Origin of the sequence: Kitasatospora sp. NPDC092286 (assembly GCF_044755565.1) — a bacterium.
Lineage (GTDB): Bacteria > Actinomycetota > Actinomycetes > Streptomycetales > Streptomycetaceae > Kitasatospora.
The window spans coordinates 490,814-513,352 of record NZ_JBIVRD010000001.1; the positions used below are offsets into that span (position 1 = coordinate 490,814).

Sequence of the window (22,539 nt, forward strand, 5' to 3'; positions counted from 1 at the left end):
TTTCGAGTGGTTGAAATAGCGGAACAAATAGTACGAATGGATCATTTGATCGATATTAGTTCGAGAATTATTCGAAAACTCCGGAACGAGTCCCTCCGCCTCTCCGGCACCGGCACCCCCGGCCCGCCTCCCGCGCGCGGCCCCGCGACCACCCGCCGAGCGGACCACCCGCCGTCCACGCCCGCGCAAGGGGCCGCTAAGGTGCCACCTCAAAGGGCCACGGGGCCAGTTGACGAGTGTGTGGCCGCACCGGATGCCCTCCCCTCGTTCACCCCTGCCCTGGGAGGCCTTCATGAGCGCCCCCGTACGTGTCTGGCTCAACCGCACCTACGCGGAGAACGTGTTCTTCGTCGAACAGCTGCGCGAGGCGCCGCGCCCCGTCGAGGTCTACGCCACCCACGCCGACCCCGACTCCCCCGTCCTCGCCGCAGCCGACCACGGCACCCTCGAACCGGCCGACCTGCCGCCCGACGCCTACGTCGCCTTCGCCCTCGACTACTGCGCCCGCCACTCCGTCGACGTCTTCCTGCCGCGGCTCAACCAGCTCGCGATATCCCTGCACCACAAGGAGTTCGAGGCCATCGGCACCGCACTCGCCTGCCCGCCGGCCACCGCGATCGCCGCCTTCCACAGCAAGGCGGACGGCTACGCGGCGATGGCCGACGCCGGGCTGCCCACCCCGCCGTGGTGGCAGGTCCGCACCGCGGAGGAGCTGCTCGCCGCCGTCGAGCGGATCGAGTCCGCCGGGCTCACCGCCTGCCTCAAGCCCGCCTCGGGCGCCGGCGGCGAGGGCTTCCGGCTGCTCACCCGCGAGCCGTTCGGCCTGCACCGGCTGGCCGGCTGGGACAGCCGCGTCCAGGTCGACCAGGTGGCCGCCGCGCTGGAGGCCGCCGACGAACCGGCCGACCTGCTGGTGATGCCCTACCTGGACGGCCCCGAAATCTCCGTGGACTGCCTGGCCGACCGGGACGGCACCCTCCTCACCGCCGTCGGCCGCAGCAAGCGGGGCCGCCGCCGCGGTTTCACCACCGACCCCCGGTACCTGGAGCCGGCCCGCCGACTGGTCGAGTCCACCGGGATGGCCTTCCTCTCCAATGTGCAGTTCCGCCACCTGGCCGGCGAACCGGTGGTGATCGACGTCAACACCCGCCCGTCCGGCGGCCTGCACCAGCTGCGCCTCTGCGGCCTCAACCTCCCCTGGAACGCCGTGCAGTTGGCGCTCGGCGAGCGGCCGGACACCGAGTGGAGCACGGACCCGGACCCGATCGAGTACACCCTGGTCTCCGGGATCCAGCCGGTGCCGCCGCGCCGGCTCCCGTTCGCCCGGAACCTCGCCCCGGCCGAACTCGTCCACTAGCTTCTACGGGCCAGGCCGGGCGGCCCGCGGAACCCATGACCGGCTCTACAGCGGGCCGTTCCAGTCCAGCGTCGGCTCCAGCACCCCCTCCAGGGTGAGCAGCCAGCGCTTCACGTCGATCCCGACCCGGCCGCCGCCGAAGCCGCCGATCCCGTCCGCCGCCACCACCCGGTGGCACGGCACCAGCAGCGCGACGGGGTTGGCGGCCATCATCTGCCCGACCGTCCGGGCCGCCAGCCCGGGCTCCGCCACGTCCTCGAACACCCCGCTGCGGGCGGCCAGTTCGCCATAGGTGATGGTCCGTCCGTACGGCACGTCGGACAGCAGCGTCCGCAGCACCGCCCGATGCGGACCGGTACTCAGGCTCCAGTCGATCGGCAGCCCCAACTCCCGCCGCCGGCCGGAGAGATACTCACCTATCCGGTCGGTCACCGCGGCGGTCTTCGACTCGTCCGTACAGCGCGGCGACTCCCCCGCGCGCTCCCCGTACCCGGCCGCCGCCACACCCAGCGGCGTGACCGCGATGTGCATCGGCCCGCTCGGCAGCGGCGTCGGAACCGTCAGCCAGGACATCGACCAGGACTGCGACACGCTCGGGCTCCCGCCCTCCACCGGACCGGCCGCCGGTTGCACCGGCACCCGGAAGGCGCGCGAGGACCACCCGCCCCGCGCGCCATCGTACGGCGGCTGCGACCGGTCCGGCGCGGCCGTCGTCAGAGCCGCCCCTTCAGCTGCGCGGCGATCCCCCGCGACCAGTGCGACAGCTCGGCCCGGTCGGGCGTCCGGCCCTCGCACAGGGCGCCGAGCTGCGTGTCGTTGAGCCGGTTCGGCCCCGGGATCTCCAGCAGATAGGCCAGTTCGTCCAGCACCGCGGCGAGCCGCTTGGCGTCCGAGTGGTCCAGGGTGACCGCCGCCTCGTGGTGGCTGATGGTGAGAGAACCGGGCATGGCCAACCTCCTCCGTTCGCCCCCGCACTCCCTCCACCGTACGACCGCCCCGGCCGCCGCGCCCGCCATGGTGCGGCGGGGGTACGGCGGCCGGGGCGGGGCGGGAGGGCCGTGGGCGGGGCGCGCTCGCCGTCCGGGCTCAGCCGAACGCGGTGCGCAGCGCGTCGAAGGCGACCTTGGGGTCCGAGAGCCCGTGGTAGATCCCCGGGATCTCCCGGTCGACGCCGAAGAGCTCGTACACGGCGTGCATCGCGCCGCGCACCGAGTACTCCACGGTGAACACCACGTCCTCCGGGACCTCGGTGTACTGCCCGAGGAAGGCGAAGTTCGCCGAACCGGCCGGCACCACCAGCGGGCGGTCGCCGATCGCGCGGCGCTCGAACTGGCTGGTGATGTACGGCATCATCACCGTGACCACCTGCGTGGTGCGGCGGATCTCCGCCAGGTCGTCCTGGAAGCCGAGGTGGCCGATCAGCTCGGTGAGGATCTCCTGCCCGGTGGCCTGCGACATCGGCTTGCCGATGTAGTCGCCGTCGTTGTCACCGAGCAGGCTGTAGCCCCAGAGCGTGAAGACGTCGTCCGGCTGGCCGTCGAAGTGCGGCTGGTGCGGCACCACGATCGACAGCAGCCAGCTGGAGTCCGCGAAGGTCATCAGTGCGCCGGTGCCGGGCGCGTTGCCGGAGAACTCCGTGATGCGGTGGAGCAGGAGCGGACTGCGCATGGTGAGGGTGAAGGACTCCCACTTGGTCTCCTCCACATTGCCGTTGAACGCGCCCGGCCGGCCGAAGTCGGGCGCCTTGCGGGCGATGTTCTCCCAGAGCGACCATCCGCCGTCGCGCTTGTCGCGGATCAGCTCCGGTACCGAGTCGTCGTATCCGTACGAGGCATCGGCCGTCATCGAGCCGATGGTGATGAACGCGTGGTCGTCATCGCCGAGTTCGATCGTGCCGGGCGTGCCGTCACGCTCGACGTGCAGCCGGGTGGCGCGCCGCTCGCCGTCGTTCCCGGCGAAGTCGACGTCGGTGACCTTCACCCCGTAGTCGGTGCGCACGCCCTGTTCGGCGAGCCAGCGCTGCACCGGACGGACGATGGAGTCGTACTGGTTGAGCCTGGTGCGGCGCACCCCCGAGAGGGTGTGGATCCGGGGGAACTCCTGGATGAAGCGCAGGAAGTAGCGCTTGAGCTCGATCGCGCTGTGCCAGTTCTGGAAGGCGAAGGTGCTGCGCCACATCGCCCAGAAGTTGGTCCGGAAGAAGTGCTCGGAGAAGAAGTCCTCGATCCGGCGGGTGCCGATGACCCGCTCGGGAAGGGCCAGCAGCCTGGTCATCTCGGCCCGGTCATGGGCGTTGAGGCCCAGGTCGGCGGCGTCGAGGACGGTGTGGTCGCGGTCGATCAGCCGGGCCTGGGCGTTGGTGTGCCAGACCTTGTTGAAGGCGACGATCTCCTCGCGGACCGTCGTCTCCGGGTCGGTGAGGGTGGGGATGCTCTCCAGCAGGTCCCAGAGGCAGACGTACGCCTCGTCCTCCAGCATCCGCCCGCCGCGGGAGACGTAACCGCGCTCGGGGACGGGCGCGGTGGCTCCGTCGAGCGCGCCGCCCGCGATCCGGCTCTCCTCCAGGATGTGCACGGAGGAGCCGGGAAGCCTGGCATCGCGCACCAGGAACACCGCGGCGGCCAGGGAGGCGATGCCTCCGCCGACCAGATAGGCCTGCGGCTGCGAGTCTGCTGAGGTCATGACGTCACCCTTCATCGAGAAGACGGGAGTCGGTTCCGGCCCGGTGGGCCGCAGCTCGGCACCCATCTTGGTCCATATGCGAAGGAATTTCTATTTGCCCGTTTTGTGACCCAGCCCACGTTCGCCCCGCACCCCCTCGACGGCCTGCTCCCACCGTCGCCGACGGACCACCGGAACGGCCAACACCACGCCACCGGCGACGAGTTGCCAGAGAGCACCGAACAACAGCACCCTCGCGGAACCGATCTGATCAGCCGCCGGACCGGCTGCGGCCAGCCCGACGGGCCCGAGCACAAAGGCCCCCAGCGCCCCGAACGAGGCCACCCTGGCGAGCACTTCGGGCGGCACCCAGCTCTGCATGGTGGTGCTGTACAAAGTGCCGCAGACCGCCGACCCGGCGCCCGCCAGCAGCGCCGCCGACACCACCCACGCCAGCGACGCACCGGCCGCGAGCGCCGCCGACGGCAGCACCCACCCGAACGTCGCCAGCGTCGCCACCGCGAGCGGCCGACCGGGCCTGCGACCCAGCATCAGCAGACCGCCCATCACCGCACCGACCCCGTACACGCCCATCACCAGCCCCCAGCCGCGCGCGCCGCCGAGACCCTGCCGCGCGGCGAGCGGCCCGAGCACCAGGAACGGCGCCCACACCAGCAGGTTGAACAGGCCCATGTGCGCCGTGGTGATCCAGAGCCACGGCCGCGAGCCGAACTCCCACCAGCCGGACCGCAGATCGCCGAGCATCGAGCCGGACCGGTCCGCGCCCCCTTCGGCACGCCCGGGCAGGCTCAGCCGGGCGAGCGCCAGGGCGCCGACGCCGTACGTCACCGCGTCGACCAGCAGCACCGCGGCCGGCCCCTGCGCCGCCGTCACCACGCCGGCGACGGCCGGGCCCGCGACCGTCCCGACCGAACGGGCCAGGCCGAGCAGCGTGTTGGCGTCCGGGAGACGGCTCCGGTCACGCACCAGGCCGGGCACCAGCGCACCGAGCGCCGGCATGAAGAGCCCCTCACCGACGCCCCAGACGGCGACCAGCACCACCATCGCCCAGACCGGGGCCCGACCCGCCATCAGCACCGCCGCGAACACCGCCTGCACGACACCGCGCAGCACATCCGAGGCCAGCATCACCCGCCGGCTGCCCAGGCGGTCCGCGATCACCCCGCCGGCCAGCAGCACCAGCACGATCGGCAGGATCCGGGCCGCCATCACCCAGCCCAGGTCGGTGCCGCTCCCGCCGTGGCCGCCGCTCCCGCCCCCGCCGTCCAGCACCGCGAAGGCCACCGCCACCGGCGCCATCGAGGAGCCGAGCAGCGAGGTCGCGTACCCGACGAAGAACCACCTGAAGTCACGCTCGCCCAGCACGGCGAGACGGCCGGCGAGCCGCCGACGGCGGGCCGGAATCCGTTCCATGTCCACTGCCATGGGCGGCAAGTCTGCCTCCGCGCCGGAGGGGCGTTCAAGGCTTTCCGGCGAAAAACCTGAGCCGACTCGCATCAATTTCTCGAAACCCTGCCACCGCCGCAGTAAATGACCCCAACAGGCCGCTTCCACCTGCTATTTACTGCATCAACCCGATATTCTCCAGACGGTCCGTCGCCCATCGTTTACTGCGGAAAGAAGGCTCCATGCCCGAGTTGCCACCGGTCGAGTACGCAGTGGCCGTCGAGCGCTATCTCGCCGCCTCCGGGCTCGGCGCCGGCTCCCGCCGGATCTACCGGATCGCGCTGAACACCTGGGCCTGGGCACTGGCCGACCGCCCCGCCCCCACCGGCCCCGAACGGCGGCGCGCCCGACCGCCCGTCCTCCCACTGGCCCTGCTCGACCACCCCGGCGCGGCCACCCGCCTCCGGACCGCCGCCACCCGTCGCGCCGCCGCGACCGACCCGCGCACGCTCAACCGCGAACTCTCCACCCTGCGCGCCGCGGTCACCTGGTGGCGCGCCCAGGGCTGGATCGACACCGACCCCACCACCGCCCTGCGCCCACGCCCCCTGCCCGGCACCGGCCCGGCACCGCTCACCCCCGCCGAACTCCGCGCGCTCCTCACCCTCCGCGCGCCGCTGCGCGAGCAGACCCTCTGGCACCTGCTCCACGAGAGCGGCGCCGCCATCGAAACCGTCCTCGCCCTGAACGCCGACGACCTCGACCTCCGCCACCGCCGCACCCGCCCCTCGGCCGCCCCCCTCCAGTGGCAGACCGGGACCGCCCGGCTCCTCCCCCTCCTCCTCGCCGGCCGCACCACCGGCCCCCTCTTCCTCACCGACCGCCGCGCCCCCGCGTCCACCCCCGCCCCCGACCGCTGCCCCCACACCGGCCACGCCCGCCTCTCCTACCGCCGCGCCGCCGAACTCTTCACCACCCTCACCCGCCCCCTCTCCCCCACCACCCCCTGGACCCTGCGACAACTGCGCCCCAACGACACCGGCCCCGGGCACAGTGCCCGGGGCCGGTGATCAAACGATGAGTGGCGCGCTGAGCCCCCTGTCGGGTTCGAACCGACGACCCCCGCTTTACAAGAGCGGTGCTCTGGCCAGCTGAGCTAAGGAGGCATGGTGGCCGTCCGCGACGGATCACGGCGGCACCGGGGGCAGTCTACCGGGCCGGGGCGGGGCGGTGCTGGCATATCCGGGGGTTGGCGGGACGGGTGGGCGTGATGGAACCGATGCCGAAATCGGGCTTGCTGGGGGCTGACAAGCGGCGGAAGCGCAGGTAGCGTCGCCGGGAGTCGGTTCGCACAGTGGTTCAGACCACTTGACGGGCCGACGGGTACGACATCCGCCCTTTACTCGGATCGTCCGGCACGTTCCTGCCGGTGAAGGAGAGCACAGCCATGGCTTCTGTGACGTACGACAAGGCGACCCGTGTCTACCCCGGGGCCGACAAGCCCTCGGTGGACGCGCTGGACCTGCAGATCGAGGACGGCGAGTTCCTCGTGCTGGTCGGCCCCTCGGGTTGCGGCAAGTCGACCAGCCTCCGGATGCTGGCCGGCCTGGAGGACGTCAACAGCGGTGCGATCCGCATCGGCGACCGCGACGTCACGCACCTGCCGCCGAAGGACCGGGACATCGCGATGGTGTTCCAGAACTACGCGCTGTACCCGCACATGACCGTCGCCGAGAACATGGGCTTCGCGCTCAAGATCGCGGGCGTCAACAAGGCGGAGATCCGCGCCAAGGTCGAGGAGGCCGGGAAGATCCTCGACCTCACCGAGTTCCTGGACCGCAAGCCGAAGGCGCTCTCCGGCGGTCAGCGCCAGCGTGTCGCGATGGGCCGTGCCATCGTCCGCGAGCCGCAGGTCTTCCTGATGGACGAGCCGCTGTCGAACCTGGACGCCAAGCTCCGCGTCTCGACCCGTACCCAGATCGCCGGCCTGCAGCGCCGCCTGGGCATCACCACGGTGTACGTCACCCACGACCAGACCGAGGCGCTCACCATGGGTGACCGCGTCGCGGTGCTCAAGGGCGGCGTGCTGCAGCAGGTGGACAGCCCGCGCACCATGTACGACCGGCCCGCCAACCTCTTCGTCGCCGGCTTCATCGGCTCGCCGGCGATGAACCTGGTCGAGGTGCCCCTGGTCGACGGCGGCGTGAAGTTCGGCGGCTCGGTCGTCAACATCTCCCGCGAGGACCTGGCCGGCTCCGGCACCGACAAGACCGTGACCGTCGGCATCCGCCCGGAGCACTTCGAGGTCGTCCCGTCGGGCGGCATCGAGGGCGTCGCCGTCACCGTCAACGTGGTCGAGGAGCTCGGCTCGGACGGCTTCGTCTACGGCACCACCAAGATCGGCGGCGAGGACCGGGACCTGGTCGTGCGCGTGCACGGCCGTCAGGTCCCGCAGCGCGGCGAGACCATTCACGTGGTGCCGATCGCCAACGAGACCCACGTCTTCTCCACCAGCACCGGCGCCCGCCTCTCCAGCTGAGGCCCGCGCAGGACAGCGGCCGGAGCCCCGTCGGACCACCCGTGGTCCGACGGGGCTCCGTCGTGTCGGGGGTGCTCCGTCGCCTCGGCAGCCCTCGGCCGACCCCGGGCCCGCAGGGTCACCGGCACCCGCTTCCCCGCCCGGAGCGCCGCCGCGTCAACACGGTGAGGGGACGAACCCGGACACGATGTCACTCGATGGGGTAACGGAGGGCAATCCGGACCATACTCAGCGCTACTCTCCTGATCGTGAAGCAGCTTGTTCGCCGTATCGGCCAGACCATCGCCCTCACCCTGCCCGTCGTCCTGGTGACCACCGGCACCCTCGCCGTGACCAGGGTGCCGTGGGCCCCTCCGACCGGGCTCGACCAGCAGGTCGTGGCCGCGTCCAGCGGCGACGGCGCCGGGATCGGCCGGGCCTCCGGAGCCGGCAAGCCCCAGGACGGCCTGGCTCCCCAGGAGTCGCTGCGCGTCGCGCTGCTGGACGAGCTGCGCGCGCACAACCCGGGCTCCGCGCTGGACCTGCTGGAGCGTTCGATGCGGGAGCAGCCGTCGCTGACGCCGTACTGCTCCTCGCTCGCCACCGAGCTGGGCAAGGCCGCGGTGCGCAAGTACCAGGGCGACGTCCAGCGGGCCCGCTCCTTCGCCCGCCCGGTCTGCGACGGCTCGTTCGCATCGGGTATCGCGGGCTAGGGTTTGTCAGACAGCCCTATGAGTCCATCGCGGGGCGCGCCTATTGTTCAGGCATGACCGCTGACTCCGGCCCCACCGCCGACCTCGCGTCCCCGCAGCCCCTGCCGGCCCCGTCCGCCGGGGCGAGCGCCCGCCCGGCCGTGACGCAGGCCGTCATCCTGGCCGGCGGCCAGGGCTCCCGGCTGCGGCCCTACACGGACGACCGCCCGAAGCCGCTGGTGGAGATACCGGGCACGGGCACGCCGATCCTGGGGCACCAGCTGGCCTGGCTCGCTTCCGAGGACGTCACCGACGTGGTCATCTCCTGCGGGCATCTGGCCGACGTGCTGGAGGAGTGGCTCGACAAGGCCGACCTGCCGCTGAACGTCCGCACCGTCGTCGAGGCCGAGCCGCTCGGCCGTGGCGGCGGCCTCAAGCACGCCGCCAAGGCGCTGCCCCGCCCGGACGAGCCCTGGTACGCCACCAACGGCGACATCTGGACCCGCTTCAGCCTGCGCGACATGGCGGCCTTCCACTACGAGCGGGACGCCGTCGCGACGCTCGCGCTGGCCCGCCCGCGCATCCCGTGGGGCGCGGTGGAGACGGACCAGTTCGGCAACGTGCTGGACTTCATCGAGGCCCCGCCCTCGCCGTTCCTCATCAACGCCGGCCTGTACGTGTTCAGCCCGGAGTTCGCGGAGCTGCTGCCGGACGTCGGCGACCACGAGCGCACCACCTTCCCCCAGTTGGCCCGGGGCAAGCGGCTGGCGGGCTACCAGCTGCCGCAGGGCGTCTACTGGCGCGCCATCGACACCGCGAAGGACCTCACCGAGGCGGCCAAGGAGCTCGCCGCCGGGGCCGGCCGCGCCCCGCAGTAGGGCAGGCCGCCAGGACCGGCTCAAGGCCCCGCGCGGCGGACAGCACACCGGCCGGGTGCTCCCCCATGGAGCACCCGGCCGGTGTGTCCGCCCCGAGGGGCCGGACGGCCCGTCAGGTGGACGTCGGCGAACCCGGCCGCGAGGACCGGCCGTCGGCACCGGACAGCTCGGCCAGCGGCCCGCTGCCCAGCACCCCGCCGAGCAGACCGGGGCCCGACCCGGAGGCCGCACCACCGCTGGGACTGGGCCTGGACGCCGACCCCGAGCCGCCGCCCGGGGCCGGACTGCTGCGCTGCGCGGGCGCCGCCCCGGCCGACGCCGGGCCGCCCGACGCCGCCGTCGACGGGGCCGGGCTCGCACCGCCCTCCGGCTTGGTCGAACGCGCCTTGCCGGTCGGGGTGGCCGTCGTGGCCTTCGGCGAGGCCGGGGCGGTGGACGGCGGTCCGGACGAACCACTGGGCGCGGGAGCTCCCGGGCGCGGGCCCCCGGGCGAGGGCGAGGCGGACGGGCCCGGCCCGCCGGGGGCGACGGACGGTCCGCCGCTGGGCCAGACCGGGGTGCCGTAGTCGGTGGCCGGCCGGGACGGCGCCGGGTGCGGCCGGCTGCCGGTCCGTACCGCCGCACCCAGCATGGAGCCGAGCAGCAGGGTCAGACCGACGACCACCGCGGTGACCACCGCGCCCCGGCGCAGTACCCGGCGGCGCAGCGCCGCCGGGGCCCCGGAGCCGTGCCGCCGCCAGGCCTCCAGGTTGAGCCGCCCGTCCAGCGAGGCGAACGGCGCACCGGCGATCAGCAGCGGGCTCCACGCCGCGAGGAAGATCAGGTCGGGCGTGTCGTAGACCGGCACGGCCCGCCAGCTGACGGTGAACAGCAGCACGGCGGAGAGGAGCATCGCCGCGCCGGCCGCGAGTCGCTGCCAGAGGCCGAGGACGGTCAGCACGCCGACCACGATCTCGGCGAACGACACCACCAGGCCGGAGCCCACCGGGTGCGCCATGGCGAAGGCCAGCAGCGGCTCGGCGACCTTCCATGGGTGCAGCGAGGAGAGCCAGCGCATCATCGAGCCGCGCTCGCCGCCGTCGAAGTACACCGGGTCGCAGAGCTTGCTGAACCCGGCGTAGACGGAGAGCGAGCCGAGTACGGCGCGCAGCGGCAGCAGCACCAGGCCGAGGTCGACCCGACGGCCGGGGTACCAGGGCTGCCTGGCGTCGCCCGCCGTCGCGGAGACCTCGGGCAGCTCGCCGCTGGGTGTCCAGCCCTGCGGCGCGCCGACCGGGCCGTGGCCGGCCTCGGTGGCGGTGCCCGCGCCCTCGCGCGGCTGGCGCGGGACGGTGCGGGCGCCCGCGTACGGCGGGATCAGCCGGGTGTCGTCGCCGACCACGGCCGTGCCGCCCCTGGCCGGTGCCGGTACGCCGGTCAGCCGGACGGCCTCCAGCAGCTGGGTGGCCGCGAGGTCCCCGGGGGGTGCCTGGCCGGTCCAGGTGACGGCGGTGACCCGGCCCTTGCGGCGCGGCGCGGCCCCGCCGCCGGCCCCCGCGAGGGCCGGCACGGCGGAGGCGGGCACGATCACCTGCGGGGTGACCAGCGGACGGCGGATCAGGCCCTGGGTGGCGTACGGGTCGCCGAACGCGGCACCGGTGGACAGCAGTCCGGCCGGGGCCTCGATCAGCGGCGCCACCGGGGCGCCGAGCCGGAGCCGGAAGCTCGCCTGGGTGATGCTGAGGCGCGCGGGGTCGGACGGCACCTTGACCGTATTGAGGCCGGGGCCCGCGTCTATCCCGGTGCTGCCTTCGCCGAACAGGGGGCGCCGAGGTGTTCTGGTGTCCACGCCCGTCTAACGGGTGACCCCCGGTTAGGACACTCTCCCGAGTGGACATCCGGCGCACACTTGAAGTGATCATGAGAAAAGCGATCGGGCCCGGTCGGGCCCGATCGCTTTCACCAGGATTGCGGAGAGTTCAGAAGATCTCCTGCGCGCCGCACACCCCGTGTGATCGGCGCGGACGCGGCGGCGTCAGGCACTCCGCCGACGTTCCTCCGGCCCGGCGGCTCAGCCGACCTTGCTCCGCAGCCGCGCGGCCTCGTACAGCACGATGCCCGCCGCGACACCGGCGTTCAGCGACTCGGTGGCACCCGGCATCGGGATCCGCACCCGGATGTCGCAGGTCTCCGAGACCAGCCGGGACAAGCCCTTGCCCTCGCTGCCCGCGACGATCACGACCGGGCCGGTCAGCGCCTCCAGGTCACCGATCTCGGCCTCGCCGTCGGCGGCCAGGCCGACCACCAGCAGGCCGGCCTTCTGGTAGGCCTCCAGCGCCCGGGTCAGGTTGGTGGCACGGGCGACGGACAGCCGCGCCGCGGCACCGGAGGAGGTCTTCCAGGCACCGGCGGTCATCCCGGCCGCCCGGCGCTCGGGGATGACCACGCCGTGCGCGCCGAAGGCGGCGGCGGAGCGGACCACGGCGCCGAGGTTGCGCGAGTCGGTGACGCCGTCCAGCGCCATGATCAGCGCGTCCTGGCCGGCGTCCGCGGCCTCGCCGAGCAGGTCCTCGGGGTGCGCGTACTCGTACGGCGGGACCTGGAGCACCAGGCCCTGGTGGTTCAGGCCGCCGGTCATCTGGTCCAGCTGCGGGCGCGGGGCCTCCATCAGCGGGATGCCGCGGTCGTTGGCGGCCTGGAAGGCGTCCCTGACCCGGTCGTCGGTGTCGATGAACTGCATGACGTACAGCGCGGTGGCCGGTACGCCGCCCTGCAGGGCCTCGACCACCGAGTTCCGGCCGACGACCAGCTCGGCGGAGCCCGCCCCGCCCCGGCCGCCACGACCGCCGCCACCGCTGCGGCGCATGCCGGCCCGCGCCTTGGCGTCGCGCTCGCGCTTGACCGCGGCGTTGGCGGCACGCTGCTTCGGGTGGCCCTTGCGCTCGGCGCCGGGCGGGGTCGGGCCCTTGCCCTGGAGTGCCTTCCGGCTGTGGCCGCCGGTACCGACAGACGCGCCCTTCTTCGATCCGGCGTTGCGGCGGTTCCTGCGCTGGCTGTTGCCGGCCATGGCTGTACTTCCTGTCTGTCCGGCATGCCCGGCCGCCCCGGTGAGACCGGTGACGGCCGACGGCATGCGCTACGTCATGCGGGAGGGCCGCACCGGTCCGGTACGGCCCACCCTCACCCCATGGTCAGATGGGGTTACTGGCTGTTGATCGTCCAGCGCGGGCCGGACGGGGTGTCCTCGATCGCCAGCCCGGCCAGGCCGAGCTGGTCGCGGATGGCATCCGCGGTGGCGAAGTCCTTGCGGGCCCGGGCCGCCTGTCGCTGCTCCAGGACGAGGCGGACCAGCGAGTCGACCACGCCGTGCAGGTCCTCGCCGCGCTCCGCCCCGGCCCACTGCCGGTCGAGCGGGTCGAGACCCAGCACTCCGAGCATCGCACGGACCTCGGCCAGACGCGCCACCGCGTTCTCCTTGTCGTCCGCGGTGAGGGCGCTGTTGCCCTGGCGGACGGCGGTGTGCACGATGGCCAGCGCCTGCGGCACGCCCAGGTCGTCGTCCATCGACTCGGCGAAGGCCGGCGGCACCTCGGGCGCGGCGTCGACCGGGCCGAAGCGCTCGACCACGCGCTGGACGAAGCCCTCGATCCGGCCGAATCCGGCCTCGGCCTCGCGCAGCGACTCCTCGCTGTACTCGATGGTCGAGCGGTAGTGCGGGGCCGCCAGGTAGTAGCGGAGCACGATCGGACGCCAGCGCCCGACCATCTCGGAGACCAGCACCGAGTTGCCGAGCGACTTGCTCATCTTCTCGCCGCTCATGGTGACCCAGGCGTTGTGGACCCAGAAATTGGCGAAATCGTCGCCGTACGCCTTGGACTGCGCGATCTCGTTCTCGTGGTGCGGGAAGATCAGGTCGATCCCGCCGCCGTGGATGTCGAACGCCCGGCCCAGGTACTTGTGCGCCATCGCGGAGCACTCCAGGTGCCAGCCGGGACGGCCGCAGCCCCACGGGGTGTTCCAGCTGGGCTCGCCCGGCTTGGCGGCCTTCCACATCGCGAAGTCGCGCGGGTCCCGCTTGCCGGTCTCGCCCTCGCCCTCGGGCTGGCGCAGGTTCTCCAGCTTCTGGTTGGAGAGCGACAGGTACTCGGGGAAGGACTTCACGTCGAAGTAGACGTTGCCGTCGGCCGCGTAGGCGTGGCCCTTGGCGATGAGCGCCTGCATCATCTCGACCATCTCGGGGATGTGCCCGGTGGCCCGCGGCTCGACGGTCGGGGACAGGCAGCCCAGCACCGAGTAGCCGTCGTTGAAGGCCCGCTCGTTGGCATAGGCGATCTGCCACCAGGGCGTGCCGAGCTGGCGCTCCTTGGCGATGACCTTGTCGTCGATGTCGGTGACGTTCCGGGCGAAGGTCACCTGGTAGCCGCGGTAGGCGAACCACCGCTGCATGATGTCGAAGTTCAGGCCGGACCGGATGTGCCCGATGTGCGGGGCCGCCTGGACGGTAGCGCCACACAGGTAGATCGAGACACAACCCGGTACAAGCGGGACGAAGTCGCGTACCTGGCGGGTGCTGGTGTCGTACAGGCGAATGCTCACAGCGTCAAGCGTAGTGGGCAGCAGGGGGTGCCCCGCGACATTCTCAAATGTCAATACCGCGGCAGCGCCGTTTCTTCTCCATGACGGGGAGGAGGCACCCCCTCCGCTCAGGGTCGGCTCAGAGGTGGCCGACCACCTTGTGCGGGGTGAGCCGGACGACCACGCGGACGTCGTCCGGGCCGTCGAAGCCGTAGGAGTCCGCCCCCTGGTACTTCCGCGCCAGCTGGTCGATCAGCTCCCTGCCGCCCTCCCGCGTGACGGTGACGGAGCCGCGCACCTCGACGTAGGAGTACGGGTTCTCCGGCGGGTTGACCAGCAGGGAGGCCCGCGGGTCCTTCACCAGGTTGAGGTGCTTGCGGCGGCCCTCGACGGTGGAGAACAGAATGTCGTCGCCGTCCCGCGCCACCCAGACCACGGAGGACTGGGGGCCGCCGTCCGGCTGGACGGTGGAGACCACGGCGAAACTCCTGCCGTCGATCAGGGCTTTGGCCTGGTCGGTGAGATGGGCGGTCATCGGGAACCTCTTCTCGTCACGCGGCGTCGGACGCGGGCCCGGTAGCGAGGGCCTGGCCTCGCGGGGCCCGCGTCGAACGGTAGCGACCCGGGCCCCGGCAAAGGCTTCTGAACACCCGTCACCCGACGGTTATTCCCGAGGGGCCCGCCCGCGGCCCCTCGGGTTCAGCGGCGCTCGTAGACCAGGGCGGTGGCGATCGCCGCCAGCCCCTCGGCCCGGCCGGTCAGGCCGAGACCGTCGGTGGTGGTGCCGGAGACCGAGACCGGCGCGCCCACCGCCGCCGAGAGCGCGGCCTGCGCCTCGTCCCGGCGCTTGCCGATCTTCGGCCGGATCCCGATCACCTGGACCGAGACGTTGCCGATCTCGAATCCCGCCGCGCGGACCAGCCGGGCCGCCTCGCCGAGCAGCGTCACGCCGGACGCGCCGGACCACTCCGGCCGGTCGGTACCGAAGTGCGCGCCCAGATCGCCGATCCCGGCGGCCGAGAACAGCGCGTCGCAGGAGGCGTGCGCGGCCACGTCGGCGTCCGAGTGCCCGGCCAGGCCGTACTCGGCGCCCGGCCACTCCAGGCCGGCCACCCAGAGCGGGCGCCCGGCCTCGAAGGCGTGCACATCGGTGCCGATGCCGATACGGGGCAGGACCGGGTCAGTAGCCATCGGAGGCCCTCCTGCGGGCGAGTACGGCCTCGGCGAGCACGAGGTCCAGCGGACGGGTCACCTTGAACGCCTCCTCGTGGCCGGGCACCACGACCACCGGGCCGCCGAAGCGCTCCACCAGGCCGGCGTCGTCGGTGACCGGCGGCAGCGCGCCCGCGCCGCCCGCGCTCTCCTCGGCCAGCGCCTTGGCGTGCACCTCGACCAGCGTCGTCCGGCGGAAGCCCTGTGGGGTCTGGACCGCGCGCAGGGTGGCCCGGTCGGGCGTGTCGAGCACCGGTTCCGGCCCGCCGGACCTCGGCTCGACCCGCTTCACGGTGTCGGCGAGCGGCACGGCGGGCACCACGGCCTCGGCCCCGCCCCGGACGGCGGCCGCGACGGCGTCCACCACCTCGACCGGGACGAGCGGGCGGGCCGCGTCGTGCACCAGGACGATCTCCACCTCGGCCGGGATCACGGCGAGGCCGAGCCGGACCGACTCCTGGCGGGTCGCCCCGCCGGCCACCACCCGGATGTCCTTGCCGTCCAGACCGTGGCTGTCGAGCAGGGCGGCCACCTCGGCCACCCCGTCCGCCGGCGCGGCCACCACGACCAGGCCGACCGCCCGGCTGCGGGCCAGCGCCCGCACGGCGTGCACCAGGAGCGGCACTCCGCCCAGTTCCCGCAGGGCCTTGGGGGCGCCGGGCCCCAGCCGCTCGCCGCGTCCGGCGGCGGGCACCACTGCTGCTGCGACTGCTGCTGTGGCGTTCAGGTTTCACTCCTTCGGCGAAGTGGGTATGGCCATGGCGTGCACGACGGGCGGGTGGACCCCTTCCGCAGAACCATGGTCCCGCCGCCCGCAGAACAGCAGAAACGATCTTGCATGCCCGGGTCGGCTCGGGGTGAGAGGCGTCGTCCGGACACGCCTCAGCGCCCGAGGTGTCAATGCACCACTCGCAGGACATCACATCCGGTGAGTGGCGCGCCGACATCGGGCGCCGTGAGCGGGCGGGCGGCAGCCCGACTGCGCTACGAGGCGAGGACCTCGTCGAGCAGCGTCTCCGCCTTGTCCTCGTTGGTGTTCTCGGCCAGCGCCAGCTCGCTGACGAGAATCTGGCGGGCCTTGGCGAGCATGCGCTTCTCGCCGGCCGAGAGACCGCGCTCGCGCTCGCGACGCCAGAGATCGCGCACAACCTCGGCGACCTTGATAACGTCACCCGAGGCGAGCTTCTCCAGGTTCGCCTTGTAGCGACGGGACCAGTTGGTCGGCTCTTCGGTGTACGGTGCGCGGAGCACCTCGAAGACCCGGTCCAGACCTTCCTGGCCGACCACATCGCGAACGCCGACGAACTCCGCGTTCTCAGCGGGCACGCGGAGCGTCAGGTCTCCCTGCTGCACCTTGAGCACCAGGTAGGTCTTGTCCACACCTTTGATCTGGCGAATTTCGATGGCCTCGATCAGCGCGGCCCCGTGATGGGGGTAGACCACCGTGTCGCCAACCTTGAACGTCATGTGACAGGACCCCTTCCGTGGCTTTCCAGAATAACACGCTTTTCGGCGCACCCGAAGGGCGTTTTCGCAGGTCAGGGCCGGTCTCAGGGCTTGACAAGGACCCCCATGACGTGCTGCGACCGGCCTTCGGCGGGGGCTTCCCGCAGGTCGGAGGCGGTTCCGGCGCTTGCCGAAACCTGCGGCAACACTCCCGAAACCGTGATTGGATCTTGGGTTTTCACCGTTTATCGGGCCGTTTCCCGATCGTGATCCGATCTTGGTCGACTGTTGACCTGAACACGCGGAAGTGCCGCCGTATGGGGGCCCCACGAACCTTCGACGCACGACACGGGGGACCACCCCGTGAGGGGCGTATAAGTGGGGTCGATAATCTGAGGCCTGACCATCCGCCACGCGACCTAGGAGAAGCCGCCGCCGTGAGCCGCAGCCTTCGACGCGGCAGCATCGCCGCCATCGCCGCCCTTGCCATCGTTTCGCTGTCCTCCTGCGCGGCCGGCAACACGCCGGAAACTCTGGAGATCAAGCCCGACAACGCCTCGGCGACACTCGGCACCACCCTCCGACTGAACAACATCGTCGTCGTGACCGGGGACGAGTCCTCGGGCGAGCACACCGGCCCCGCCAATGTGACGGTGAACATCAGCAACACCGGGACCGAGCCGGCCGAGCTGCAGTCCATCACCGTCGGCAACGGTGCCGGCGCGGTCTTCGCCGACGACAAGGGCGCTCCGCTGAGCAGCATCGTCGTCCCGGCCGGCGGCGCGGTGCTGCTCGGCGGGAGTGGCAACCCGTCCGCCAAGGTCGCTTCCGTCAGCGTGAACGTCGGCGGCTTCGTGCCCACCGCCTTCGCCTTCAAGGACGGGAGCAAGGTCGAGACCCAGGCCGCCGTCAGCCCGAACAAGGGCCTGTACAAGGGCTGGGGCCCGACCGCCGGCCCGGCGGCCGCGCCGTCCAAGGCCGCCGGCTCCCCGGCCGCCACCACCCCGGGGGCGACCGCCCCGGTGACGACACCCGCCGGTGCGACCACGCCGTCCGGTGCCACCACCACCCCCGCCGGCACCCACTGACGTCCGCCCGCCCGGGCGCGGCAGTACGAGAAGACCCCCTCCGGCGCTTGCCGGAGGGGGTCTTTCGTCCGGCCCGGCACCGGTTCGGTGACCGGTGCCGGGCCAGACGCGGTTTACGGCTCGAACTTGTAGCCGAGGCCACGCACGGTGACCAGGTAGCGCGGCGCGCCCGGGTCCGGCTCGATCTTCGCCCGCAGTCGCTTGACGTGGACGTCCAGGGTCTTGGTGTCGCCGACGTAGTCCGCGCCCCAGACCCGGTCGATCAGCTGCATCCGGGTGAGCACCCGGCCGGCGTTGCGCAGCAGCATCTCCAGCAGGTCGAACTCCTTCAGCGGCAGGTCGACCTTGGCACCGTCCACCGTGACCACGTGCCGGTCGACGTCCATCCGGACCGGGCCCGCCTCCAGCGCGCCGGGGCCGCCGCCGTTGTCACCGGCGCCGCCGTCCTCGCCGCGGCGGCGCAGCACCGCGCGGATCCGGGCGACCAGCTCCCGGGTGGAGTACGGCTTGGTGACGTAGTCGTCCGCGCCTATCTCCAGGCCGACCACCTTGTCGATCTCGCTGTCCTTGGCGGTGACCATGATCACCGGGACGTTCGAGCGCACTCGGAGCTGGCGGCAGACCTCGGTGCCGGGCAGCCCCGGCAGCATCAGGTCGAGCAGGACGAGGTCGGCGCCGTTCCGTTCGAACTGCTCGAGCGCGTCGGGGCCGGTGGCGGCGATGGCCACCTCGAAGCCTTCCTTGCGGAGCATGTACGAGAGAGCGTCGCTGAACGACTCCTCGTCCTCGACCACCAGTACTCGGGTCACGATCAGGCCTCCGGGGCAAGCTGGGTTGTCTCTGACAGGGGTTCTTCCCGCTCCCCGGCGGGGAGCGACCGGTCCGCGCGGCCCGTGCTGGCCGTCCGGTCCGTGGTGAGGGTCCTCGGTGCCGCCGGCGACGCCGTGGTGGCGGTCGGTCCGGCGTCGGTCGTGTCGGTGGCGGGGGCCTGACCGGCGGGCAGGCGCAGGGTGAAGGTGGAACCCTGGCCCTCGACGCTCCACACCGAGACCGTACCGCCGTGCGAGGCGGCCACGTGCTTGACGATGGAGAGGCCGAGGCCGGTGCCGCCGGTGGCCCGGGAGCGGGCCGGGTCGACGCGGTAGAAGCGTTCGAAGACCCGCTCGCGGTCCTTCTCGGAGATGCCCATGCCCTGGTCGGTCACCGAGATCTCGATCAGCTCGCCGTCGGCCTCGCCGAGGGCGGCGGCGCTGGAGATCCGGCGGGTGGCGATCGCGACCCTGGTCCGCGGCGGGCTGTAGTTGACGGCGTTCTCGACCAGGTTGCCGAGGGCGGCGGCCAGCTGGCCGCGGTTGCCGTACAGGTAGAGGCCGGCGATGCCGCCGGCGGCGATCAGGATCTGCTTGGCGGCGGCCTGCTGGCGGCAGCGGTCGATCGCCTCGACGATCAGTTCGTCCACCGCGACCGGCTCGGGGTCGACCATCAGCCGGTCGTCCTGGACCCGGGAGAGGTCGATGATCTCCTGCACCAGGCTGGCCAGCCTGGTCGCCTCGATCTGCATCCGGCCGGCGAAGCGCTGGACCGCCTCCGGGTCGTCCGCCGCGTCGGCGACCGCCTCGGAGAGCAGCGACAGGGCGCCGACCGGGGTCTTGAGCTCATGGCTGACATTGGCGACGAAGTCGCGCCGGACCGCCTCGACCCGGCGGCGCTCGGTCTGGTCCTCGACCAGGACCAGGACCAGCCGGGAGCCCAGCGGGGCCACCCGCACCGACACCGCGAGCGGTTCGACGGCGCGCGCGGTGCCCGGGCGCGGCAGCTCCAGCTCGACCTGGCGGATCTCGCCGTCCCGGCGGGTGGCGCGGGCCAGCGAGAGCATCTGGTCGACGGCGACCGCGCCGCCCCGCACCAGGCCCATCGCGTACGCCGCCGAGCTGGCCTTGACCACCTCGTCGCCGTCGCCGAGCACGATCGCGCAGGAGCGCAGCACGGAGAGCACCGTGTCGACCCCCGGAGGCAGCGGGGCCTCATGGGTGGGGGCGCTCAGCCCCTGGTGCCGACCACTGCTTCTGCCGCTGGTGCCGCTGTTCCTGCCCCTGGCCTGTTCGCGCTCGCTCCAGCGGAATGCGATGGAGGCCGTGAGGCCGACTCCGAGCCCGGCTATGGCGCAGGCAGCGGCGGCGGCCACATTCACGTCCATGCGGCCAGCCTAAGCGCACGGCCAGGGCGCTCCCCAAGGATCGGATCAAGGCATCGGCTGGACGTTGCCGAGAATTCACCTTCACGTAGCCGCCGGTTCACCGCACGGGTCGTGCGTGGTCGCCCGGACGGCCCAGAGTTGGCCGGGCAGCCAGTGCGGGAAGGGGCGACGGACCGGACACCCGCCTGTCGCCCCCGGTGCGCGCGTACGATTCGCGCCACCAGCAGCGGTTACCCGAAGGCCGGACCGACGGTCGTACGGGACGACCGGTCGGCACCGCCACCGACACAGCTACTGAGGAGAGAGCATGCGCGACGCGTACCACGAGGAACTCGACTCGATCGGCGACAGCCTGGTCGAGATGGCCCGGCTGGTCGGTTCGGCCCTGGGCCGGGCCACCACCGCGCTCCTCGATGCGGACCTGGCGCTGGCGGAGAGCGTGATCGCCGCCGACGAGAAGGTCAACGACCTGCACCATGACCTGGAGAACCGGGCCATCGACCTGCTCGCCCGCCAGCAGCCGGTCGCCACCGATCTGCGCATCGTCGTCACCTCGCTGCGGATGAGCGCCGACCTGGAGCGCTGCGGCGACCTGGCCCGGCACGTGGCCAAGGTGGCCCGGCTGCGCTACCCCGAGTCGGCGGTGCCGGCGGACCTGCACGCGACGGTGCTGGAGATGGGGCAGCTCGCCCAGCGTCTGGTGGCCAAGGTCGGCCTGGTGATCGCCACCAAGGACGTCGACAAGGCACTGGAGCTGGAGCAGGACGACGACGCGATCGACGCGCTGCACCGCGAACTGTTCGCGCACCTGATCGACGACCGCTGGCACCACGGCATCGAGACGGCCGTCGACGTCACCCTGGTCGGCCGCTACTACGAGCGGTTCGCGGACCACGCGGTGTCGGTCGCCAAGCGGGTGGTGTACCTGGTCACCGGTGAGCACGTGGACGAGTTCGTGGCCTCCACGGAGGCCGCCGCCGCCGCTGGGGAGTGAGGCCGCCGGGGGCCTCGGCGCCTGGGCCCCCGGGGTGGGGCCTCAGGGGTGGGGCCCCGGCGACGGGGCTCCCCCCGGAGGGTGAGTAAACCTCGAACAGGAGTGGTGGGGGCGCACGACCTCTCGGGCTCCCCACCACTGCGCGCCTGTTGACGCTCCCTCCGATTGGCGGTTTCACTCGATGCCGTAGGCACCGAAGTGTGCCCGTCACAAGGAGGAGCCAGCGCGATGAAGGCAAACCCGACCCGACCGGCACCGGCACACGCCACCGTTGAGCCGCCCACCCCGAACCTGCTGCCCGTCCTCGCGGCCGGCTGCGGTTGTGGCCCGGGCTGCGGCTGCGGCTGCCAGTCCGGCGCCCCCTGCCAGTGCGGTGGCGTCAGCGGCGGCTGCTGCGGCCACTGAGAACCCTGCACCCCCGAGGCCCCGCACCCCGGGGCCCTGAGCGCCTGCGCGGCCGCTTTTACGTCCACCTGATGCCGGAACAGCCGGCACCGGGCCCGGAAGGCGATCGGGGAGGTGTTCAAGCCCCGGGATCACCAAGGCTGACGGCCCACAGCCGGCCCGGAAATGACGACGGCCCCTCACCAGCGCCATACGCGCAGGTGAGGGGCCGTTACGTCTTCGGGCTTACTTCTTGCCCTGGTTCTTGACCGCCTCGATGGCGGCGGCGGCGGCCTCCGCGTCGAGGTAGCGGCCGCCCTTGGTGACGGGCTTGAAGTCGGCGTCCAGCTCGTACACCAGCGGGATGCCGGTCGGGATGTTGAGGCCGGCGATGTCCTCGTCCGAGATGCCGTCGAGGTGCTTGACCAGCGCGCGCAGGCTGTTGCCGTGCGCGGTGACCAGGACGGTCCGGCCGGCGGCCAGGTCCGGCACGATGGCGTCGTACCAGTACGGGAGCATCCGCTCGACGACGTCCTTCAGGCACTCGGTGCGCGGACGCAGCTCGCTCGGGATGTCGGCGTAACGGGCGTCACCGGCCTGCGAGTACTCGGCGCCGTCGGCGAGCACCGGCGGCGGGGTGTCGTACGAGCGGCGCCAGAGCTGGAACTGCTCCTCACCGAACTCGGCCAGGGTCTGGGCCTTGTCCTTGCCCTGGAGCGCGCCGTAGTGCCGCTCGTTGAGGCGCCAGCTGCGGCTGACCGGGATCCAGTGGCGGTCGGCCTTGTCCAGGGCGATCTGCGAGGTCCGGATCGCGCGGCGCAGCAGCGAGGTGTGCAGCACGTCGGGGAGCAGACCCTCGGCGGCGAGGAGCTCGCCACCGCGCGCGGCCTCCTTCTCGCCCTTCTCGTTGAGGTCGACGTCGACCCAACCGGTGAACAGGTTCTTCTGGTTCCACTGGCTCTCGCCGTGACGGAGCAGGATGAGTCGGTACGTCGTGTCAGCCATGGCCCCCAGCTTAGTGGAGCCCGGAAAACCCCTGGTCGGGACCTATGGCCATGTGTAATGCGTGCTCAGCAGTTTTGACTCTTACCTATCTGCTGGGCGGTTCCGCCTGCCCCGCCCAGCGGACACCCTGCCAACGCCGCCTGCCG

General features: G+C 72.3%; 21 protein-coding genes and 1 tRNA gene. 7 read left to right on the plus strand and 15 right to left on the minus strand.

The genetic code is table 11. The features are described from left to right. The first annotated feature begins 292 nt into the window (after positions 1-292). On the plus strand, positions 293-1,357 hold the full coding sequence (locus ACIQIB_RS02340; RefSeq protein ID WP_363614433.1) for an ATP-grasp domain-containing protein: 1,065 nt from the start codon (positions 293-295) through the stop codon (positions 1,355-1,357). A 45-nt stretch (positions 1,358-1,402) separates the two neighbouring features. On the opposite strand, the gene ACIQIB_RS02345 is transcribed toward ACIQIB_RS02340, so the two are convergent. From ACIQIB_RS02345 to ACIQIB_RS02360, 4 genes are all read right to left on the minus strand, one after another. Then, entirely contained in the window at positions 1,403-1,948 is a 546-nt protein-coding gene (locus tag ACIQIB_RS02345; RefSeq protein WP_400659833.1) for a methylated-DNA--[protein]-cysteine S-methyltransferase, read from the minus strand. A gap of 122 nt (positions 1,949-2,070) precedes the next feature. Then, positions 2,071-2,304: a hypothetical protein gene (locus ACIQIB_RS02350; protein WP_363614437.1), complete on the minus strand. Its 234-nt coding sequence runs from the start codon at positions 2,302-2,304 to the stop codon at positions 2,071-2,073. A gap of 139 nt (positions 2,305-2,443) precedes the next feature. Continuing rightward, positions 2,444-4,039: an oleate hydratase gene (locus ACIQIB_RS02355; RefSeq protein WP_400756264.1), complete on the minus strand. Its 1,596-nt coding sequence runs from the start codon at positions 4,037-4,039 to the stop codon at positions 2,444-2,446. 90 nt (positions 4,040-4,129) lie between these two features. Beyond that, the gene (locus tag ACIQIB_RS02360; RefSeq protein ID WP_400756265.1) at positions 4,130-5,464 is read right to left on the minus strand and encodes an MFS transporter; all 1,335 of its coding nucleotides are present in this window, start codon (positions 5,462-5,464) and stop codon (positions 4,130-4,132) included. Positions 5,465-5,667: 203 nt separating this feature from the next. Between ACIQIB_RS02360 and ACIQIB_RS02365 the strand changes: the two genes are divergently transcribed. Continuing rightward, entirely contained in the window at positions 5,668-6,495 is an 828-nt protein-coding gene (locus tag ACIQIB_RS02365) for a hypothetical protein (RefSeq protein WP_400756266.1), read from the plus strand. 22 nt (positions 6,496-6,517) lie between these two features. On the opposite strand, the gene ACIQIB_RS02370 is transcribed toward ACIQIB_RS02365, so the two are convergent. Further along, positions 6,518-6,591, minus strand: a tRNA-Thr gene (locus ACIQIB_RS02370). 281 nt (positions 6,592-6,872) lie between these two features. On the opposite strand from ACIQIB_RS02370, the gene ACIQIB_RS02375 reads away from it, so the two are divergent. The 3 genes from ACIQIB_RS02375 to ACIQIB_RS02385 all read left to right on the plus strand — a co-directional run bounded on the left by ACIQIB_RS02375 (position 6,873) and on the right by ACIQIB_RS02385 (position 9,513). After that, positions 6,873-7,964, plus strand: a complete 1,092-nt coding sequence (locus ACIQIB_RS02375) for a sn-glycerol-3-phosphate ABC transporter ATP-binding protein UgpC (RefSeq protein ID WP_363612509.1) — start codon at positions 6,873-6,875, stop codon at positions 7,962-7,964. 248 nt (positions 7,965-8,212) lie between these two features. After that, entirely contained in the window at positions 8,213-8,656 is a 444-nt protein-coding gene (locus ACIQIB_RS02380; protein WP_363612507.1) for a hypothetical protein, read from the plus strand. A 53-nt stretch (positions 8,657-8,709) separates the two neighbouring features. Beyond that, on the plus strand, positions 8,710-9,513 hold the full coding sequence (locus ACIQIB_RS02385; protein WP_400756267.1) for an NDP-sugar synthase: 804 nt from the start codon (positions 8,710-8,712) through the stop codon (positions 9,511-9,513). A 112-nt stretch (positions 9,514-9,625) separates the two neighbouring features. On the opposite strand, the gene ACIQIB_RS02390 is transcribed toward ACIQIB_RS02385, so the two are convergent. The 7 genes from ACIQIB_RS02390 to ACIQIB_RS02420 all read right to left on the minus strand — a co-directional run bounded on the left by ACIQIB_RS02390 (position 9,626) and on the right by ACIQIB_RS02420 (position 16,746). Continuing rightward, a complete protein-coding gene (locus ACIQIB_RS02390; protein WP_400756268.1) occupies positions 9,626-11,257 on the minus strand; it encodes a DoxX family membrane protein in 1,632 nt (543 codons plus the stop codon). A gap of 306 nt (positions 11,258-11,563) precedes the next feature. After that, positions 11,564-12,559, minus strand: a complete 996-nt coding sequence (gene rlmB / locus ACIQIB_RS02395; protein WP_400756270.1) for a 23S rRNA (guanosine(2251)-2'-O)-methyltransferase RlmB — start codon at positions 12,557-12,559, stop codon at positions 11,564-11,566. Between the two features lie 134 nt (positions 12,560-12,693). Beyond that, positions 12,694-14,088, minus strand: coding sequence for a cysteine--tRNA ligase (cysS, locus tag ACIQIB_RS02400; RefSeq protein WP_400756271.1), 1,395 nt, complete (start codon positions 14,086-14,088; stop codon positions 12,694-12,696). 118 nt (positions 14,089-14,206) lie between these two features. After that, positions 14,207-14,602, minus strand: coding sequence for a PPOX class F420-dependent oxidoreductase (locus ACIQIB_RS02405; protein WP_400756272.1), 396 nt, complete (start codon positions 14,600-14,602; stop codon positions 14,207-14,209). 164 nt (positions 14,603-14,766) lie between these two features. Further along, positions 14,767-15,258: a 2-C-methyl-D-erythritol 2,4-cyclodiphosphate synthase gene (gene ispF / locus ACIQIB_RS02410; protein WP_363612495.1), complete on the minus strand. Its 492-nt coding sequence runs from the start codon at positions 15,256-15,258 to the stop codon at positions 14,767-14,769. Next, positions 15,248-16,006 (minus strand): 2-C-methyl-D-erythritol 4-phosphate cytidylyltransferase, encoded by a 759-nt coding sequence (gene ispD, locus ACIQIB_RS02415; RefSeq protein WP_363612513.1) that lies wholly within the window; start codon positions 16,004-16,006, stop codon positions 15,248-15,250. The genes ispF and ispD overlap by 11 nt, the downstream gene beginning before the upstream one ends. Positions 16,007-16,263: 257 nt before the next feature. Continuing rightward, positions 16,264-16,746, minus strand: a complete 483-nt coding sequence (locus ACIQIB_RS02420) for a CarD family transcriptional regulator (protein WP_030244332.1) — start codon at positions 16,744-16,746, stop codon at positions 16,264-16,266. 416 nt (positions 16,747-17,162) lie between these two features. Between ACIQIB_RS02420 and ACIQIB_RS02425 the strand changes: the two genes are divergently transcribed. Further along, positions 17,163-17,813: a DUF461 domain-containing protein gene (locus ACIQIB_RS02425; RefSeq protein WP_400659855.1), complete on the plus strand. Its 651-nt coding sequence runs from the start codon at positions 17,163-17,165 to the stop codon at positions 17,811-17,813. Positions 17,814-17,926: 113 nt separating this feature from the next. Here the strand turns inward: ACIQIB_RS02425 and ACIQIB_RS02430 are convergent, their stop codons facing one another. Next, a complete protein-coding gene (locus ACIQIB_RS02430; RefSeq protein ID WP_363612491.1) occupies positions 17,927-18,622 on the minus strand; it encodes a response regulator transcription factor in 696 nt (231 codons plus the stop codon). Between the two features lie 2 nt (positions 18,623-18,624). Beyond that, positions 18,625-20,010, minus strand: coding sequence for an ATP-binding protein (locus ACIQIB_RS02435; RefSeq protein WP_363612489.1), 1,386 nt, complete (start codon positions 20,008-20,010; stop codon positions 18,625-18,627). Positions 20,011-20,317: 307 nt separating this feature from the next. Here ACIQIB_RS02435 and phoU point away from each other — a divergent pair, with 307 nt between their 5' ends. Then, a complete protein-coding gene (gene phoU / locus ACIQIB_RS02440; protein WP_363612487.1) occupies positions 20,318-21,004 on the plus strand; it encodes a phosphate signaling complex protein PhoU in 687 nt (228 codons plus the stop codon). 630 nt (positions 21,005-21,634) lie between these two features. Here the strand turns inward: phoU and ACIQIB_RS02445 are convergent. Continuing rightward, complete coding sequence (locus ACIQIB_RS02445; RefSeq protein WP_400659861.1) at positions 21,635-22,393, minus strand: phosphoglyceromutase; 759 nt, start codon at positions 22,391-22,393, stop codon at positions 21,635-21,637. Positions 22,394-22,539 lie beyond the last annotated feature (146 nt).